General features: G+C 56.9%; 17 protein-coding genes. 8 read left to right on the plus strand and 9 right to left on the minus strand.

Features of this window, described 5'->3' with window-relative positions; all coding sequences use genetic code 11:
- Window positions 1-3 precede the first annotated feature (3 nt).
- The 3 genes from astB to CLM71_RS05090 all read left to right on the plus strand — a co-directional run bounded on the left by astB (window position 4) and on the right by CLM71_RS05090 (window position 3,552).
- Window positions 4-1,347 (plus strand): N-succinylarginine dihydrolase, encoded by a 1,344-nt coding sequence (astB, locus tag CLM71_RS05080; RefSeq protein ID WP_105233223.1) that lies wholly within the window; start codon window positions 4-6, stop codon window positions 1,345-1,347.
- Window positions 1,348-1,471: 124 nt separating this feature from the next.
- Entirely contained in the window at window positions 1,472-2,893 is a 1,422-nt protein-coding gene (locus tag CLM71_RS05085) for an amino acid permease (RefSeq protein ID WP_105230039.1), read from the plus strand.
- A 236-nt stretch (window positions 2,894-3,129) separates the two neighbouring features.
- Window positions 3,130-3,552, plus strand: coding sequence for a putative T6SS immunity periplasmic lipoprotein (locus CLM71_RS05090; RefSeq protein WP_158684783.1), 423 nt, complete (start codon window positions 3,130-3,132; stop codon window positions 3,550-3,552).
- A 34-nt stretch (window positions 3,553-3,586) separates the two neighbouring features.
- On the opposite strand, the gene CLM71_RS05095 is transcribed toward CLM71_RS05090, so the two are convergent.
- Window positions 3,587-4,930 carry an NCS2 family permease gene (locus CLM71_RS05095; protein WP_105230041.1) on the minus strand — a complete coding sequence of 448 codons (1,344 nt, stop codon included), beginning with the start codon at window positions 4,928-4,930 and terminating at the stop codon, window positions 3,587-3,589.
- A 69-nt stretch (window positions 4,931-4,999) separates the two neighbouring features.
- A complete protein-coding gene (locus tag CLM71_RS05100) occupies window positions 5,000-6,787 on the minus strand; it encodes an adenine deaminase (RefSeq protein ID WP_105230042.1) in 1,788 nt (595 codons plus the stop codon).
- Between the two features lie 138 nt (window positions 6,788-6,925).
- Here CLM71_RS05100 and CLM71_RS05105 point away from each other — a divergent pair, with 138 nt between their 5' ends.
- On the plus strand, window positions 6,926-7,858 hold the full coding sequence (locus CLM71_RS05105) for a LysR family transcriptional regulator (RefSeq protein ID WP_105230043.1): 933 nt from the start codon (window positions 6,926-6,928) through the stop codon (window positions 7,856-7,858).
- 75 nt (window positions 7,859-7,933) lie between these two features.
- Here CLM71_RS05105 and CLM71_RS05110 read toward each other — a convergent pair whose 3' ends face one another.
- The 3 genes from CLM71_RS05110 to CLM71_RS05120 all read right to left on the minus strand — a co-directional run bounded on the left by CLM71_RS05110 (window position 7,934) and on the right by CLM71_RS05120 (window position 9,294).
- Window positions 7,934-8,137, minus strand: a complete 204-nt coding sequence (locus tag CLM71_RS05110) for an HHA domain-containing protein (protein WP_015671220.1) — start codon at window positions 8,135-8,137, stop codon at window positions 7,934-7,936.
- Between the two features lie 59 nt (window positions 8,138-8,196).
- Window positions 8,197-8,565, minus strand: a complete 369-nt coding sequence (gene tomB / locus CLM71_RS05115; RefSeq protein ID WP_105230044.1) for an Hha toxicity modulator TomB — start codon at window positions 8,563-8,565, stop codon at window positions 8,197-8,199.
- Window positions 8,566-8,940: 375 nt separating this feature from the next.
- Entirely contained in the window at window positions 8,941-9,294 is a 354-nt protein-coding gene (locus CLM71_RS05120; protein ID WP_105230045.1) for a hypothetical protein, read from the minus strand.
- Between the two features lie 257 nt (window positions 9,295-9,551).
- On the opposite strand from CLM71_RS05120, the gene CLM71_RS23875 reads away from it, so the two are divergent.
- The 4 genes from CLM71_RS23875 to CLM71_RS05135 are packed head-to-tail and all read left to right on the plus strand — an operon-like array spanning window position 9,552 to window position 12,153.
- Window positions 9,552-9,698, plus strand: a complete 147-nt coding sequence (locus CLM71_RS23875; RefSeq protein WP_158684784.1) for a hypothetical protein — start codon at window positions 9,552-9,554, stop codon at window positions 9,696-9,698.
- Window positions 9,695-10,399, plus strand: coding sequence for a metal ABC transporter ATP-binding protein (locus CLM71_RS05125; RefSeq protein WP_105230046.1), 705 nt, complete (start codon window positions 9,695-9,697; stop codon window positions 10,397-10,399). The genes CLM71_RS23875 and CLM71_RS05125 overlap by 4 nt, the downstream gene beginning before the upstream one ends.
- Window positions 10,396-11,262 carry a metal ABC transporter permease gene (locus CLM71_RS05130; RefSeq protein WP_105230047.1) on the plus strand — a complete coding sequence of 289 codons (867 nt, stop codon included), beginning with the start codon at window positions 10,396-10,398 and terminating at the stop codon, window positions 11,260-11,262. Before CLM71_RS05125 ends, CLM71_RS05130 begins: the two co-directional genes overlap by 4 nt.
- Window positions 11,263-11,277: 15 nt before the next feature.
- Entirely contained in the window at window positions 11,278-12,153 is an 876-nt protein-coding gene (locus tag CLM71_RS05135; RefSeq protein ID WP_105230048.1) for a metal ABC transporter substrate-binding protein, read from the plus strand.
- 98 nt (window positions 12,154-12,251) lie between these two features.
- Here the strand turns inward: CLM71_RS05135 and ykgO are convergent, their stop codons facing one another.
- From ykgO to sdeX, 4 genes are all read right to left on the minus strand, one after another.
- Window positions 12,252-12,392 carry a type B 50S ribosomal protein L36 gene (ykgO, locus tag CLM71_RS05140; protein WP_004940304.1) on the minus strand — a complete coding sequence of 47 codons (141 nt, stop codon included), beginning with the start codon at window positions 12,390-12,392 and terminating at the stop codon, window positions 12,252-12,254.
- A gap of 9 nt (window positions 12,393-12,401) precedes the next feature.
- Window positions 12,402-12,656: a type B 50S ribosomal protein L31 gene (locus CLM71_RS05145; RefSeq protein ID WP_015671227.1), complete on the minus strand. Its 255-nt coding sequence runs from the start codon at window positions 12,654-12,656 to the stop codon at window positions 12,402-12,404.
- Between the two features lie 150 nt (window positions 12,657-12,806).
- The gene (sdeY, locus tag CLM71_RS05150; RefSeq protein WP_105230049.1) at window positions 12,807-15,953 is read right to left on the minus strand and encodes a multidrug efflux RND transporter permease subunit SdeY; all 3,147 of its coding nucleotides are present in this window, start codon (window positions 15,951-15,953) and stop codon (window positions 12,807-12,809) included.
- A gap of 17 nt (window positions 15,954-15,970) precedes the next feature.
- Window positions 15,971-17,155 carry a multidrug efflux RND transporter periplasmic adaptor subunit SdeX gene (sdeX, locus tag CLM71_RS05155; protein WP_105230050.1) on the minus strand — a complete coding sequence of 395 codons (1,185 nt, stop codon included), beginning with the start codon at window positions 17,153-17,155 and terminating at the stop codon, window positions 15,971-15,973.
- Window positions 17,156-17,233 lie beyond the last annotated feature (78 nt).

Here is a 17,233-nt window from a genome sequence, read left to right on the forward strand (position 1 = left end):
TGGATGTCGGGCGCTGAAGCCAACTTTGACGGCCTGGTCGGGCCTACGCATCACTATGCCGGGCTCTCCGTCGGTAATGAAGCCTCGCAGAACAACCGCGACGGGCTGTCCAACCCCCGTCAGGCGGCGCTGCAGGGGCTGCATAAAATGAAAGCGCTGGCAGACCGGGGATATATTCAGGGCATTCTGCCGCCGCAGCCGCGGCCCAATGTTGCCGCGTTGCGCGCGCTGGGCTTTCAGGGGACGGATGCGCAGATTGTGCAGCGCGCCGCCGCTGACGCGCCGCAGCTGCTGTCGGCCTACAGTTCGGCCTCATCGATGTGGACCGCCAATGCCGCCACGGTTTCCCCGTCGGCCGACAGTGCGGACGGCAAACTGCACTTCACCGTCGCCAACCTGAATAACAAACTGCACCGTGCGCAGGAAGCGCCGGTCACCTCGGCGATTCTGCGCGCCACCTTCGCCGATGAGCGTTACTTCTGCCATCACGCGGCCCTGCCGCAGCAGAGCGACTTCGGCGATGAAGGCGCGGCCAACCATAACCGGCTGTGTCAGAACTATAACCAGCAGGGGCTGCAGCTGTTCGTTTACGGCCGGCGCGCCTTTGGCGGCGGGCCGGCACCGGTCAGGTATCCGGCCCGTCAAACGCTGGAGGCCTGTCAGGCGGTGGCGCGGCTGCATCAACTGAAGCCGGAATACACGCTCTATGCGCAGCAGAACCCGGCGGCCATCGACAGCGGGGTATTCCATAACGATGTGATTGCGGTCAGTAACCGTAACGTATTGTTCCATCATCAGCATGCGTTTCTGAACCAGCAAGAGGTGCTGGCGGCGCTGCGCGAAAAAGCCGACGCGCTGGAACTGCCGTTTATCAACGTCGAGGTGCCGCAGGAGCGGGTCAGCCTGGAGGATGCGGTGGCCTCATACCTGTTCAACAGCCAGTTGCTCAGCAAGCCGGACGGGAAAATGCTGATCGTGGTGCCGGAAGAGTGTCGCCAGCGCGCCAACGTCTGGGAATACCTCAGCGATCTGACGCGCGACGGACGCTCGCCCATTGATGAAGTTGCGGTATTCGATCTGCGTGAGAGCATGCGCAACGGCGGCGGGCCGGCGTGCCTGCGCCTGCGGGTGGCGTTGAACGATGCCGAACTGTCCGCCGTCAACGCTGCCAGTCTGATGAATGATGAACGCTATCACCGCCTGACGCAGTGGGTCGAAAAACATTATCGCGACCGGCTGCACGCCCGCGACCTGGCCGATCCCCACCTGTTGTATGAGGTGCGGCAGGCGCTTGACGAGCTCACGCAAATTTTACGCCTTGGCTCAATCTATGATTTCCAGCGCTAGGGTGCCGGAAATGAATCACGCGGTCGGCGACGATACGCCTGGCTGACTGCGCTATCACCAACCTGTTTGCAGCTGCGCCCTGCCGCGCCGCATCTCGCTTTGCCAGATTGATGAAGGAATAGCCATGACACAGCATAAACCTGAAGGGCAGACGACGTCTGCCCCGCAGAAACTGACGCGCGGCCTCGGTGAGCGTCATATCCAGATGATCGCGCTTGGCGGCGCGATTGGCACCGGCCTGTTTATGGGGGCGGGCAGAAATATCGCCATCTCCGGCACGTCGATCCTGCTTATCTATGTACTGGTCGGTTTTTTTACCTATATGGTGATGCGGGCGATGGGGGAGGTGCTGCTGTCAAAGCTGGACTACCGCTCGTTTGCCGATTTTGTCGGTGATTACCTCGGCCCGCAGGCCAGCTTCTTTTTAGGCTGGACCTACTGGCTGAGCTGGGTGGTGACCTGCATTGCCGACGTGGTAGTGTGCGGCAGCTATATGCAGTATTGGTTTCCGGAAATGTCGGCCTGGATCCCGGCGTTATTCACTCTTGGCCTGCTGTGCCTGTTTAACCTGCTGTCGGTGAAAATGTTTGGCGAGGCGGAGTTCTGGTTCGCCTTGATCAAGGTTATCACCATTATCGCGCTGATCCTGACCGGCGGCTGGATGATTGCCTCCGGCTGGACATCGCCGGACGGCGTGCAGGCCTCGCTGACGCATATCACCGATCCGCAGGTGTTTATGCCGCATGGCATCACCGGTTTTCTGGCAGGCTTTCAGATTGCGATCTTCTCCTGCACCGGTATTGAACTGCTGGGGACGATGACCGCGGAAACCAAAGATCCGCAGAAGATCCTGCCGCGCGCCATTAACTCGCTGCCGCTGCGGATTATTATTTTTTATCTGCTGTCGATGATTGTGATTATCGGCGTGACCTCATGGCCGGGGATCTCGCCGGATAGCAGCCCTTTTGTGACGCTGTTTGACAAGGCCGGTTTGCCCGCGGCGGCGGCGATGATTAATTTTGTCGCGTTGACGTCGGCAATGTCGTCGGCGAACAGCGGCGTCTATTCCAGTACGCGTATGCTGTACGGCCTGTCGGTGGAAAAGCATGCCCACGGGCAGTTTCGCATCCTGTCGCGCACCACTCGCATCCCGGTGCGCAGCCTGCTGTTCTCCTGTTTTTGTATGTTAAGCGGCACGCTGTTGTTGTTCCTGGTGCCCAATGTGATGACGCTGTTTACCATCGTCTCGACGCTGGCCGCGATTATGGTGGTGTACAGCTGGATGATGATCCTGATCGCCTATCTGGCATACCGCAAAAAGTCCCCCGAACTGCATGAGCGGTCGATGTTTAAAATGCCGGCGGGCGTGTTGATGAGCTGGGTGACGCTGCTGTTCTTCGCCTTTACCATCTTCATCATGCTGTTTGATCCGGATACCCGCAAGGCGCTTATCGCCACGCCGGCGTGGTTTATTATGCTGTGGCTGTTCTGGCGTATGAAACAGAAGAAAGAAGCGCGCTATGTTGCCTTAGAGCGCAGTCTATAACCCCGCTTGGAATCAGAGGGCCTCATGGCCCTCTTACCGCTGTAAATATGCCGCTGTCTCCGCCCTGTGTTTCGTTGCCGCCCTTGTCCGCTATCAGTCATCCTCTCCCAAATACGTTGGTTTAAAAAACATGTAATGCAATGAATTAACGTGAAAATGTTAGTTTTACGCGGATTGACAGCGGCTGAAGAAAATCATCTTATAGCGCCACGTTTTTTACCCAAAGGTAACCTGCGATGAAGAAATCTTTCTTGTGTTTGTTGGCCGTGACGATGTCTGGCTGTCAACTGGGCGATCCGCGGCCGCCAATGGAGCGGGCCGCAGTTAGCGTCGTAGCGAATCAGGTATGCATCAGGGTGCAACCGGAAGGTGATGAAACGATCGGTGCTATTTATATTGAGGAAATAGGCAACGTCAGCCACAAAATGGATAAGCGGTTCGGGGAAAACGACAGCGGGCGACTGGCCGTGTCGGCGGATGATTGCGTGCCCACGCAGGGCTATCAGTTTACGCTGGGCCGGGCATACAACGTTGCCGTCGAACTCTATTCGGCCAGTAAGGCGAAAAATTACATCGCTCCTCACCGGCGCGATTTTGCCGTGCAACTTTCCGTATGGCGGGATAACCGTGGTGTGCTGCAGGCGGCGCCGCAGTATTAAACCACGGCATCGGCCTGCGCCGATGCCGCTGAGATTAATGCCTGACCAGCGTAGCGAAGTAGTAGACCAGCGGGATTGCCAGCAAGTACAGGCCTGCCGGCACCTCGCGCCATTTCCCGGCGATCGCCTTGATAATGATATAAAACAGCAGCCCGCCGGCGATTCCGGTGCCGAAGCTGTTGGCGATCAGCGTGATCATCACCATCATCAGCACCGGCAGGCCGTCGGTAAAGTTGGCTAAATCGACCTTGCGCAGTCCGCTGAACATATTCAACCCGATCAAAATCAGCGCCGGGGCGGTCGCCTCTTTGGGGATCATCAACGCTACCGGGGTAAAGAGCAGCATCAGCAGGAACATGACGGCGGCGGCGAGCGAGGTCAGCCCGGTCTTACCGCCGGCTTCAGCGGCGGCGGAAGATTCGATCAGCGCCGTTGCCGCCGGAATACCGACCCAGGGACCCAGCGCGGCGGCGATGGAGTCCACCATAAAGGGGCGGTTGATCTGCGGCATATTGCCGTGTTCGTCCAGCAGACCGGCTTCGCCGCCGACCGCCAGCGTGGTGCCCATGGTAGAGAAGAACTCGGAGGCGAAAAAGACGAACAGGAACGGCAGGAAGGCGATATTCAGCGCCCCCAGCATATCCACCTGCGCCCAAACCGGCGTCAGCGCGTGCGGCGCGGCGATAAAACGGGCGGGCAATTGGGTGACGCCGAACGGAATGCCGATCAGCGTGGCGAACAGTATCGCCCACAGGATAGCGCCGGGAATTTTTCTTGCCTGCAGGGCGATGGCTAAAAACAGCCCGGCCAGCGCCACCAGCGCGCCCGGCGCGGTGAAATCCCCCAGCATCAGGGCGTTGGATTTGGCGTTGGCCAGCACCAGCCCGGAGTTACGAAAGCCCAGCACGGCGACGAACAGGCCGATTGACGCGGTCAGACCTAGCTTTATCGACTGCGGTACGGAACGGGTCACCACTTCCCGCAGCCCGAACAGGGTCAGCGCAAAAAACAGGATACCTGACCAGCAGGCGATCCCCAGCCCGATCTGCCAGCTGATGCCCTCACTGCCGGCCAGCGTCACGCCGACCAGGACCGAACCGCCGATGCCCGGCCCGACGATAAACGGCAGGTTGCCGTAAAACGCCATCAGCAGCGTACCGGCGACAAAGACCAAAATCGTACCGGTGGTTGCCGCGCCTTTATCCATGCCGCCAACCGCCAGCAGGCCGGGGATCACCACCAGCAGGTAGGCGGCCGCCAGAAAACCGGTGACGCCCGCCAGGCACTCGCTTTTAACCGTACTGCGCCGGGCGTGCAGTTGAAAACGTCGTTGTAACCAGCTCCCCGGTGCTGGAGCATTCACTGAATTATCGGCCATTTAAGGCTCTCCTGTTTTGTAACCCGAACCGTGACGGCCGGGTAGGCATCATCATTATTATGTTTATTTTCAGGCCGGCGTTTCCCAGCAGGCGACCAGCGGATTGACAATCTGGCGCGTGGTGCCGTCGGTCAGACCAAGATCGGTCAGGTGCGGCCCGGCGTTACAGGCCAGACAGGTGCCCTCGATGGCCTTGAAGACCCGGTAGGGCGGTTCCCAGTCGGCGATTTTGGCGCTAAGGTCGCGCAGGTTTTTGAACTGCTGCGCGAGTTCGGCCGGCGGCAGATCCGATAGCATACCGGCGATAGGCATGGCGACCTGCGCCAGTATTTCGCCGTTCTGGCTGAGTGCCATGCCGCCGCCGCTGGCGATCAGCGCGTTGGCCGCAATCGCCATATCCTGCGGATCGCGCCCCAGCACCACCAGGTTATGCGAGTCGTGAGAGTAGCTGGTGGCGATGGCGCCGCGCAGCTCTCCCCAGCCTTCCAGCAGCGCCAGCTGCGGTATCGCCTGATGGCGACCGTGACGGTGCTGCACCCAGATCAGGCTGAAGCCGGCCGGCAGCTGTACCTGGCCGTCACGCACCTCCACCGTGGTTTCACCCCACTGGGTAAAGCGCGCGCCTTTGATATGGCGCAGCGTGGCCTGCCCGTGCCTGATGTTTGGCACCTTCAGGACAAACGCCTGTGCCGCCGGCGGCGCCAGGCGCAGGGTATCGCGCGGTACGCTGAGCTGCGGATTGTCGGCCACCGGCGTCAGCATTTTGCCGTGCTGGGCGCTGCAGCGCCCGGAAACGTATACCCGGCGGGCGCAAAGCTGTTCCAGTGTGTCAAACACCACCAGATCGGCACGTCGCCCGGCGGCGATCAGCCCCAGATCGTTGCGTTGCAGGCGGATGGCGGCGTTAAGCGTTGCCATCCTCAGGGCGTCAGTTGACGGCAGGCCGTGCTCGATCAGCATATTCAGCAGGGCGATAATGCCGCCTTTTTCCAGCAGCGTATCCGGCGGAACGTCATCGGTGCAGACGGTGATCTGGGACGACAGGTGCGGCAGGCTTTTCAGCGCCGCGACGATATCCGGCAGCAGATAAGGGTGAGAGCCGCGAATTTCCAGGGTCAGGCCGGCGCGCAGTTTTTCCAGTGCGTCATCAGCCGAGGTCAGCTCATGGTCGGAGGTGACGCCGGCAGCGAGGTACGCCTGCAGCTCAGCACCGCTCAGGCCGCGGGCATGGCCTTCAATCAGTTTGCCGCTGTTGAGGCCGGCGCTTAAGATCTCCATCATCCGTTCGCTGCCGTTGAGCACGCCGTGCATATCCATCACTTCGGCGACGCCGGCCACCTCTGGCCAGCCCAGCATGGTTTCCATTTCCTGGCCGGCAAAATCCGCCCCGGACATCTCCAACCCGGGCGTTGACGGCACGCTGGACGGCGCTGCGCAAATGACCCGCAGCGGCAGATCGCGGCTGGCGTCAATGGCGTAACGTACGCCGGCGACGCCGAGTACGTTGGCCAGCTCATGCGGGTCCCAGAAGATGGTGGTGGTGCCTTGTGCGACAACGATTTCCGCGTAGCGCGCCGGCGGTAAATGGGAGCTTTCAACGTGCACATGGGTATCGATCAGCCCCGGGCTGAGATAGGCGCCGTTTAAATCATGCGTATCGTGTGCGGCGGAGAAGGCGCCGCAGGGGTGTACGCTGGCAATCAGCACGCCGACGATGCCGACATCGGCCGGGCGAATTTCGCCGGTAGCCATATCGACGATGCGGGCGTTGGTCAGCAACAGATCGAACGGCGTTTTCCCCAGCGCGGCGGCAATGGCGCGTTGACGTTCGTGGAGGCTGACGGAGGAGGAGGCCATGATAATTACCCTGAAAAATGACAGGGCTGTTACTCTAGGGGGGAGCGCGGAGTTTGCACAGATGATTTATTTTATCGCGCGATAAGAAACGTTTATGCTGTAGCAAACGTTTACCCCGTAATGTGGCGGACAGTTGCGATGTTTGAACCCTGGCGCCGGCTTCCCGCGCTTTCCCTGAAACAGATTCAGTATTTTGTCACACTGGCCAGGCTGCGGCATTTTACCGATACCGCGCACCGCTTGGCGATCAGTCAGCCGGCGCTGAGCAGTGCGTTACGACAGATAGAATCGGTGCTGGGCGGACGGTTGGTCAATCGCACCGCGTCGGCGGTGACATTAACCGAGCTGGGAGCCGCGATTTTGCCGCATGCCGAACGATTGCTGAATGTGGCGCAGGCGTCGTTTGATGATATGCAGAAAATTATGCTGGACGGGGGCGACGGTACGCTGCGTATCGGCTTGGTGCCGTCGGTGGGCAGCCTTTTGTTTCCCGCGGTGCCGCAATTATTGATGCAGTATTTTCCCCGTTTGCGCGTGGAATATCACGATCAGACCAATGATTCTTTATTGACGCAGTTGGACAACGGGCAGATTGACTTCGGCATTGGCGCTCTTGACCGTTCGGTACCGGCGACGCTGGAAATTCACCCGTTGCTGGAAGACCCGTTTATCGTGGTGGCGCATCGCGACGATCCCCTGGCGGAATCTCATCATGTGCCCTGGCGACAGTTAATCGGCCGGGATATTGCGCTCTTTTCCAAAGGGAACGTCAGCCGGTTGGTGACGGCGCTGGCGGAAACCCATCGGCTTAATTTCACCCCCCGTTATCAGGTCGATTTTCTGGAGACCTTATATGGGCTGGTGCGTTCGCAATTAGCGGTGACCATTTTGCCGCAGTTGTATACTACGCATTTGCATGATGATGAATTAGCGCTGGTCCATTTACAACAGCCGTTGCTGAGCCGCAGCGTCGCACTGATGCGCGCCAGGCAGGGAATACGCTCACCGTTAATTGAAGAGTGCTTCCAATTAATCCTGCAGAACTTTCAATGTCAAAACCGAGACGGTTAAAAATAAGAAAATAGCCAAAGGGGATTTATCATTGAGGCCGATAGCGGCATCGGCTCAACGCAGTTGAACGACTGATTATCTTACATATTTCCAAACAGACGTTGGGATTTTGTCGTACAGCTTATTCATGGTGAGTTCCGCCAGACGGTGATCGGCTGCGGAGTAAAACAGTTCTAGCTCATCATCGGATAGCGCGTACTTGTTTTTTTCAATCACTCTCTCAAGAGTATCTATAGTGGTGCATTTACGTAAACGCATCAGATAGTCGGTTTTTGTCATGATAGCCTTATAGTCATTAATCTTATTTAAACAGTTAAATATTTGGGGGTAATTATCCCCTAAGTTTTCATTTTCGTACAGCAAACCTCTCCTGAGAACATTCTGAATAATCGCAGTTTGGTTTTTTGCCAACGGCGCAGATCGGAATCGTTAATACCGTAGTTACTAAATAACGTGTAGGTATCGTCGAGATACTCTTCGACCAATTCTGAAAAATCACTTTCATCCATGTATTTTATTTTATAACTCATCACAAACGAAGCAATATGTTCGATCAGTTCATTCAGTTGCAGGTTGACGGCCGATGTCGGATCGTTGACCCAGCCGTGGTGACTGTCGCCCAACGTCGCGATGCCTTCATCGTACAAATTTTCACACAAGAATTTGAGTTGAGCAATATCATGCCGTTTCGGCGAGTACTCATCCATATCATCTCCTCCGCAAATCTTAATTTCTGGGTGACCGCACTTGGTGAGTAGATGGATTGATGTCATTAACGGATACAGTTTATACCCGGCATGCTTCAAGTTGCAGCTATGTTGACGCACTCGGTTACCCGAATCACTTACCTGAGCAGGTCCATCGGGATTTGTTCCCTTGCCGCCTTCCTGTAACTCGAATTATTTAGGGCATATAAACTTTCCGTATAACCCCTTTACGTTTGAAACCGCAACGCCGTTGCCTGGCATGAAACATCAAGTTAATCCGGCGACGAGATGATTTTCTCGCTGTTGCATCAATTATTCCAGATATTTTAAATATAAAACATTTCGCCGCGTTCGGCCTGTCATTATTACGTAAACTTACAATTCATCGGCAGGTGACGGAGGCGTGTTATCGATTATATCAAAAATTAATCCTTGTGGAACCTGGGTGAATCGAACGCTGCCGTTGACGGTTTCTTGTGTATTGATATCCAGACAGGCATTAAAAATGTGCCACTGGTAACGATAACTCATTGAATAATCTAGGCCGGACAAATTTTGAATATCAAGTATTTCTAATGAACCATCGACATAGCGCGCATTTTCAGAATAATAGCGCAGCTCGCTGGTGAGTAAGGGAGCCAGTTCTGTACGTTTCTCATTAATGACGCTTTTTAATTGATCTGCTGAGGCTGGTGCCGTTTCCAGGGTACATGCCAAGGTGATATGCATAAATTCTTACCGTTTACTCTATTATTTTTCCATTTTACGCCATTTCCAATACGGCGTTGGCACTCTTTGTGTTCTCTTCATTTTTTTCCGTGTACGCAGGGGCTAAACCTGGCTGAACGTCCGTTCTAATGGCCTGTGATGGATACGCTTCCGCCGTGTTTGGCCGGCGATAGCTTTTCCTGATGCAAAACGGCGGCGGCTTGAGTTATCTTTGTTTGTGTGATGTTATATTATAACATTTACATAAGGTGACCAGTATGTCCCAACATTCTCCTGAACGTAATCTGAAACCGGCGGTGAACGTCAGCGTTTTCACCGTCTCGGCCGCTCGTCGTTGCCTGGCGGTTGTATTGTTGCTGGCTGTTTTGTGGCTGGCCATCGCCTGGGCGGTGGCGCTGCCATGATCGCGTTGCATCAGGCGACCGTCGGCTATGGCGACCTTCCGCTGTTTCCTCCGTTAAGCGGACATTTTGCCTCCGGCTCACTGACGGCGGTAATCGGCGTGAACGGCGCTGGTAAATCTACGCTGCTGAAAACCATTGCCGGACTTCTGCCGCTGCAGGGCGGCTCACTGAAGTTCAGCCCCCATCCACCGCCGGCGATCGCCTATTTGCCGCAGCAGCTTGAACTTGATCGCCAGTTTCCCATTACGGTAGGCGACCTGGTGGCGATGGGGTGCTGGCGGCGAAGCGGCATCTTTGGCGCGGTCAAGCGGGCGCAGCGGCAATGTATTACGGAGGCGCTGGAAACGGTAGGTATGACGTCGCTGGTGCACAGGCCGCTTAATGCGTTATCAGGCGGGCAGTTGCAGCGGGCGCTGTTCGCCCGCCTGCTGGTACAGCAAACGCCGTTGATTCTGCTCGATGAGCCTTTTACCGGCATTGATACTGCGACGACCGGGCTGCTGCTGCGGGTGATTGAACAATTACACCGGCAGGGAAAAACGCTGATCGCCGTACTGCATGATATGGCAATGGTGGCCGACCATTTTCCACAGGCGTTGCTGCTGAGCGCGCAGCACTGCCGCTGGGGAACTGCAGACGAAGTGCTGACGCAAGGCCGTGTGGGCAATACGGTGACATATCGGCAGGCGGTCGCGCCATGATGCTGCTTCACCTGCTGGCGGATCCCTTTACTTCGTTTGGTTTTATGCGCCGTGCGTTGGTCGCCTGCCTGGCGCTGTCACTGAGCAGCGCGCCGTTGGGGGTATTACTGCTGCTGCGGCGTATGAGCCTGGTGGGTGATGCGTTGTCGCATGCGGTGTTACCGGGGGCGGCCATCGGCTATCTGATCTCCGGTATGTCGCTGGTGGCGATGGGCGCCGGCGGGTTTGTCGCCGGGCTGGCGGTGGCGATGCTGTCCGGCGTGGTCAGCCGACGTACGCCATTAAAGGAAGACGCCAGCTTTGCCGGGTTTTATCTAGGTTCGCTGGCGTTGGGCGTCACCCTGGTTTCGCTGCGTGGCTCCAGCGTGGATCTGTTACACGTGCTGTTCGGCTCGATTTTGGCAATCGACGCTCAGGCAATGGTCATGGTGGGGGCGATCGCCACGCTGTCGCTGCTGATGTTGGCGGCGCTGTACCGCGCGCTGGTGATTGAGGCCTTTGACGTAACCTTTCTGCGCGTCAGCACGCCGCGCCGGCAGGCGCTGATCCACGGCGTATTTTTGGCGTTGGTGGTACTTAATCTGGTGGCGGGCTTTCAGATCCTCGGCACATTGATGTCGGTGGGGGTGATGATGCTGCCTGCCGCCAGTGCGCGTTTTTGGGCACGTGACTTGCCACAAACGCTGCTGGTTTCTATGGGACTGGCGATGTTTGCCTGTCTGGTCGGGCTGATCGGCTCCTATTATGCGTCGCTGCCGGCCGGGCCGTCGATTGTGTTGAGCGCCAGTCTTGTCTTTTTCATTTCAGTATTGTTTGGCGCGCACGGCGGGATATTTCCCGTAGTGCGGCGTCGTTTGGCGTAATGGCAAGGAGAAAATATGAAACCTTTATCAATCGTTTTGGTGGCATCGTTATTGGCCAGTCCGGCGGCAATGGCGAAAACCGTGGAGGCCGTCGCCAGTTTTTCCGTTCTGGCGGATATCGTTAAACAGGTGGGCGGCGAGCACGTTAACGTGGTGTCACTGGTCGGGCCGAATGGCGATCCGCACGCGTTCCAGCCGTCGCCACGGGACAGCAAGGCCCTGAAGCAGGCCGACGTGGTGTTTGTTAGCGGGCTGGGGCTGGAGGGATGGCTGGACCGGCTGGTTAGCGCTTCGGGCTACCAGGGGCCGGTGGTTATCGCCTCGGAGGGGATCGATACGCGTCACATGGAGGAAGAGGGGAAGCAGGTTACCGACCCGCACGCCTGGAACAGCATGAAGAACGGCGTCCGGTACGCCACCAATGTGATGAATGCGCTGGTGGTTGCCGACCCGCAGGACGCTGACTATTTTCGTCAGCGTGGCAAAGCCTACGTACAGCAACTGCAACAGTTGGACAGCTGGGCCAAGAGTGAGTTTGCGACAGTTGCGCCTCAGCGGCGTAAGGTACTGACCAGCCATGATGCCTTCGGCTATTTTGGCCAGGAATATGGTGTGACCTTCCTTGCACCGGTAGGTTTTTCAACCGAATCGGAGGCCAGTGCCAGCAAGGTTGCCGGCTTAATCGAACAAATTAAACATGAGGGCGTACACAGCTATTTCATTGAGAATCAGACCGATCCCCGCCTGGTGAAGCAAATTGCGGCAGCAACCGGCGCCAAGGCCGGTGGTGAACTGTATCCGGAGGCGTTATCCGATGACCGAGGGCCAGCTTCTTCCTATGTGAAAGCGTTTAAACACAATGTCAATGCGATGGTTGCCGGTATGAAATAACCTTTCCGCGCCCTGTGCCAAACGGGGCCGGAACTTGCCGGCACAAAAAAAGCCCCGCAAACGGCTGTGGGGCTTTGGCGACAGATGAGGCACTATGGTTAACGCTTTTTCTTACGTCCCTGTACCGCTTTAAAGCGCGGATTGGACTTACAGATCACATAGATGCGGCCGCGGCGGCGCACAACTTTGCAATCCGGGTGGCGATTCTTCGCCGAACGCAATGAACTTAAAACCTGCATGTTGATCCCTTATTTGCTGCCGATAAAGCGGCCGAAACGCTGTTGGAAACGTGCGGTGCTGCCTTCTTTCGAGAACTCTTTCTGCTTGCCGGTGTAATACGGATGTGAAGCAGAGGAGACGTCAATGGTGACGTAGGGCAGCGTTTCGCCTTCGAACTCCACGGTGCGATCGGTTTTGATGGTCGACCCTATTTTGAAGTAGCTATTGGCGCTCAGATCGTGGAAGACCACCGGGCGGTATTGCGGATGAATGTCGGGTTTCATGATAGACTCCATTTGATATGTTATATCATAACAAATATTATGCGCCGCTTGCCGGTTACGATCAAGTGCAAAATAGGTGAAGGAAAAGGGAAGGAAACGCTAGGCAAAAAAAAGGCCGCTTGCGCGGCCTTGGTGTTAACTTAAATGCGATTAACGATGTTCAACCGGATGGCTGTGCTCGATATCTTCAGACTTCTTGGTGAAGCGGCGGCGTACCACCACGAAGAAGACCGGAACAAAGAAGATAGCCAGTACGGTGGCGGTAATCATCCCGCCCATTACGCCGGTACCTACCGCGTTCTGAGCGCCGGAGCCAGCGCCGGAGCTGATAACCAGCGGCAGTACCCCGAGGATAAACGCCAGTGAGGTCATCAGGATTGGGCGCAGACGCATGCGTACCGCATCCAGCGTCGCCTCAATCAGGCCCTTACCTTCTTTTTCCATCAGATCCTTGGCGAATTCGACGATTAATATCGCGTTCTTCGCCGATAGCCCAATGGTTGTCAGCAGGCCCACCTGGAAGTAAACGTCGTTGTTCATGCCGCGCATTGTGGCGGCCAGCAGTGCGCCGATAACCCCGAGTGGCAGAACCAGCATGACCGAGAACGGAATTGACCAGCTCTCATACAGCGCTGCCAGACACAGGAACACCACCAGAATCGAGATCGCGTACAGTGACGGCGCCTGGTTACCGGACAGACGTTCCTGATAGGACATACCGGTCCAGTCGTAACCTACGCCGCTTGGCAGTTTCGACGCCAGCTCTTCCATCAGGTTCATGGCTTCACCGGTACTCTTACCTGGCGCAGCCTGGCCGAGGATCTCCATAGACGGCAGACCGTTATAACGTTCCAGACGTGGTGAACCGTATTCCCATTTGGCGCTGGAGAAGGCGGAGAACGGCACCATCTGACCGGATTCGCCGCGGACATACCATTTATTGATATCTTCCGGCAGCATACGGTACGGCGCATCAGACTGTACGTACACTTTCTTCACACGACCGCGGTCGATGAAGTCGTTGACGTATGAGCCGCCCAGTGCGGTGGTCAGCGTATTGTTGATGGTGGTCAGGCTGACGCCCAGCGCCTTGGCTTTCTCCTGGTCGACGGTCAGTTTGAACTGCGGCGTATCTTCCAGGCCGTTAGGACGCATACCGACCAGCATATCCGGGTGCTGTGCGGCCATGCCCAGCAGTTGGTTACGCGCTTCGGTCAGTTTTTCGTGGCCTAAACCGCCCTGGTCAATCAGTTCGAAGTCAAAACCGGTCGCGGTGCCCAGCTCGATAATCGCCGGCAGGTTGAATGGAATCACCATCCCGTCTTTGATTTTGGAGAAGGCGGCCATCGCACGGCCGGCAATTGCCTCGACCTTGTTCTCGCTGCCCGGACGTTCGTTCCAGTCTTTCAGGCTGACGAATGACAGGCCGTTGTTCTGGCCGTTACCGTTAAAGCCGAAGCCGGCAACGGTAAACACTGACACCACGTTATCTTTTTCTTTGGTCAGGAAGTGGTCGGTAACCTCTTCCAGCACTTTCGCCGTACGTGCTTCCGTCGCGCCGGCAGGCAGCTGCACCATGGTCAGCAGAATGCCCTGGTCTTCATCCGGCAGGAATGAAGAAGGCAGACGCAGGAACAGGAACGCCATGCCCACGACGATCAGCAGGTAAATCAGCAGATAACGACCGGTGCTGCGCAGAATGTTGGCCACGCTGTCGGTGTAGTGGTGCGTGCTCTTTTCGAACATGCGGTTGAACCAGCCGAAGAAGCCGGTCTTCACTCCGTGATCGCCTTTCGGGATCGGTTTGAGCATGGTGGCGCACAGCGCAGGCGTCAGGATCATTGCCACCAGCACCGACAGCGCCATCGCGGAAACGATGGTGATCGAGAACTGACGGTAGATGGCGCCGGTAGAACCGCCGAAGAAGGCCATCGGGATAAATACCGCAGACAGCACCATAGCGATACCGACCAGCGCGCCCTGAATCTGCCCCATCGATTTCTTGGTGGCTTCTTTCGGCGGTAGCCCTTCCTCGGACATCACACGCTCGACGTTTTCCACCACCACGATGGCGTCATCCACCAATAGGCCTATCGCCAACACCATGCCGAACATCGTCAGGGTGTTTATCGAGAAGCCGAACGCCGCCAGGATGGCGAACGTACCCAGCAAGACGACCGGCACCGCGATGGTTGGAATCAGCGTAGCGCGGAAGTTTTGCAGGAACAGGTACATCACCAGGAACACCAGCACGATCGCTTCAAACAGCGTTTTCACCACTTCGTTAATGGAAATTTTAACGAACGGCGTGGTGTCGTACGGATAGACCACTTTCATTCCCTGCGGGAAGAACGGCTGCAGTTTGCCCAGCTCGGCTTTGACCGCCGCGGCGGTGTTCAGCGCGTTGGCGCCGGTCGCCAGTTTGATACCCAGGCCGGCGGCCGGTTTGCCGTTGTAGCGTGCGGTTACGGCGTAGCTTTCCGCGCCGCGCTCAATGCGCGCCACGTCCTGCAGGCGCACCTGTGAACCGTCGCTGTTCACCTTCAGCAGAATCTTACCGAACTCCTCCGGCGTCTTCAGACGGGTCTGCGCGATGATGGAGGCGTTAAGCTGCTGGCCTTCTACCGGCGGCATGCCGCCCAGCTGACCGGCAGCGATCTGGTTGTTCTGCTCGGTGATGGCGCTGGTGACATCGGTGGTCGTCAGCTGGAAGTTGTTCAGCTTGTTCGGGTCCAGCCAGACGCGCATTGCGTACTGGGCGCCGAACAGCTGCACTTCACCCACGCCGGAAGCACGGCTGATCGGGTCTTTGATGTTGGAAGCCACGTAGTCGGCAATGTCATCCTGAGTCATGTTCGGATCGTCGGAAACGAAGCCGGCCACCATCAGGAAGCTACTGCTGGATTTCTCTACTTTCAGACCTTGTTGCTGTACTTCCTGCGGCAACAGCGGGGTTGCCAGCGACAGTTTGTTCTGAACCTGTACCTGCGCGATGTCAGGATCGGTGCCGGAATCAAACGTCAGCGTGATTTGCACGCTGCCGGAGGAGTCACTGGAGGAGGACATGTACATCAGATTATCGATACCGTTCATATTCTGTTCGATAATCTGCGTAACGGTGTCCTGCACCGTGGTGGCATCTGCGCCAGGGTAGGTGGCGGAGATGGTCACCGCCGGCGGTGCGATAGTCGGATACTGCGCAATCGGCAGTTTCATTATCGCAAGCACCCCTGCCAACATCACGATGATGGCGATTACCCAGGCGAAAATGGGGCGATCTATAAAGAACTTAGCCATGTATTACCGGCTCCTTTTTATGACTTCTGCGCGTCAGCCTGCGGCTGTTTTTGCGCCTGAGTGTCAACTTCTTGTGCTTTTACCTGCATGCCTGGCTTGGTCGTCATCAGACCGGTGACGATCACGCGGTCGCCGGATTTCAGACCGTCGGTAACCAGCCATTTGTCGCCGATGGCCTGGTCAGCCTGCAGGGTACGCATTTCAACCTTGTTGTCGGCACCGACCACCAAAGCGGTAGCCTGACCGCGCGGGTTGCGCGTCACGCCCTGCTGTGGCACCAACAGCGCGTTGCTGCGTACGCCTTCATCCAGACGGGCGCGCACGAACATGCCGGGCAGCAGCTGGTCGTTCGGGTTAGGGAATACCGCGCGGATGGTGATGGAACCGGTGGTTTCATCGACGGTGACGTCGGAGAACTCCAGGGAACCTTCCTGTGCGTATTCTTGACCGTTTTCCAGCAGCAGCTTGACTTTTGCCTTGCCGTTTTCCTGTTTCAGGGTGCCGTTAGCCAGCTCCTGTTTCAGACGCAGGAAATCGTTGCTTGACTGCGTGACGTCGACATACATCGGATCCAGCTGCTGTACGGTGGCCAGCGCGGTGCTCTGCCCGGTCGTTACCAGCGCGCCTTCGGTCACAGAGGACTTGCCAATGCGGCCGGAAATTGGCGAGGTCACCTTGGTGTAAGCCAGATTGATGCGGGCGGTTTCCACCGCGGCCTTGGCGGCCAGCACTGCGGCGTTGTTTTGCTGCAGGGTGGAGGTAGCGGTATCGTAATCTTGCTTACTGATGTAGTTGGTACCCAGCAATGGTTTGTAACGGTTGACGGTTAAACGTGCGATTTCCGCCGCGGCCTGTGCTTTGGCCAGATCACCTTTGGCACTGTTGTAGTTGGCCTGGTAGGTGGCAGGATCGATTTGATACAAAGATTCGCCGGCCTTGATATCGCTGCCTTCGACAAAGTTACGTTTCAGGATGATGCCGCCGACCTGAGGGCGAACTTCGGCGATGCGATATGCAGCGGTGCGGCCAGGCAGGTCGGTTGTCATATTGAGAGGCTGTGCCTTCAAGGTAACCACGCCCACTTCGGGTGCCTGTTGAGCGCCTTGCTGTTGGGCTTCTTTATTATCACATCCTGTAAGCGCTAAGCTGCCGGAAAGCATCAGAACTGCCGCCAGAGGCGTTAACCCTCTGTTTTTGTTCATAGAAAGACCTCAAGTGTCCGATTTCAAAATGATCAATGGATCACAAGCGCGCAAACCCATTGCTGCGTTAATTTTATG

The sequence above is a fragment of the Serratia sp. MYb239 genome (assembly GCF_002966855.1).
GTDB lineage: Bacteria > Pseudomonadota > Gammaproteobacteria > Enterobacterales > Enterobacteriaceae > Serratia_B > Serratia_B rhizosphaerae.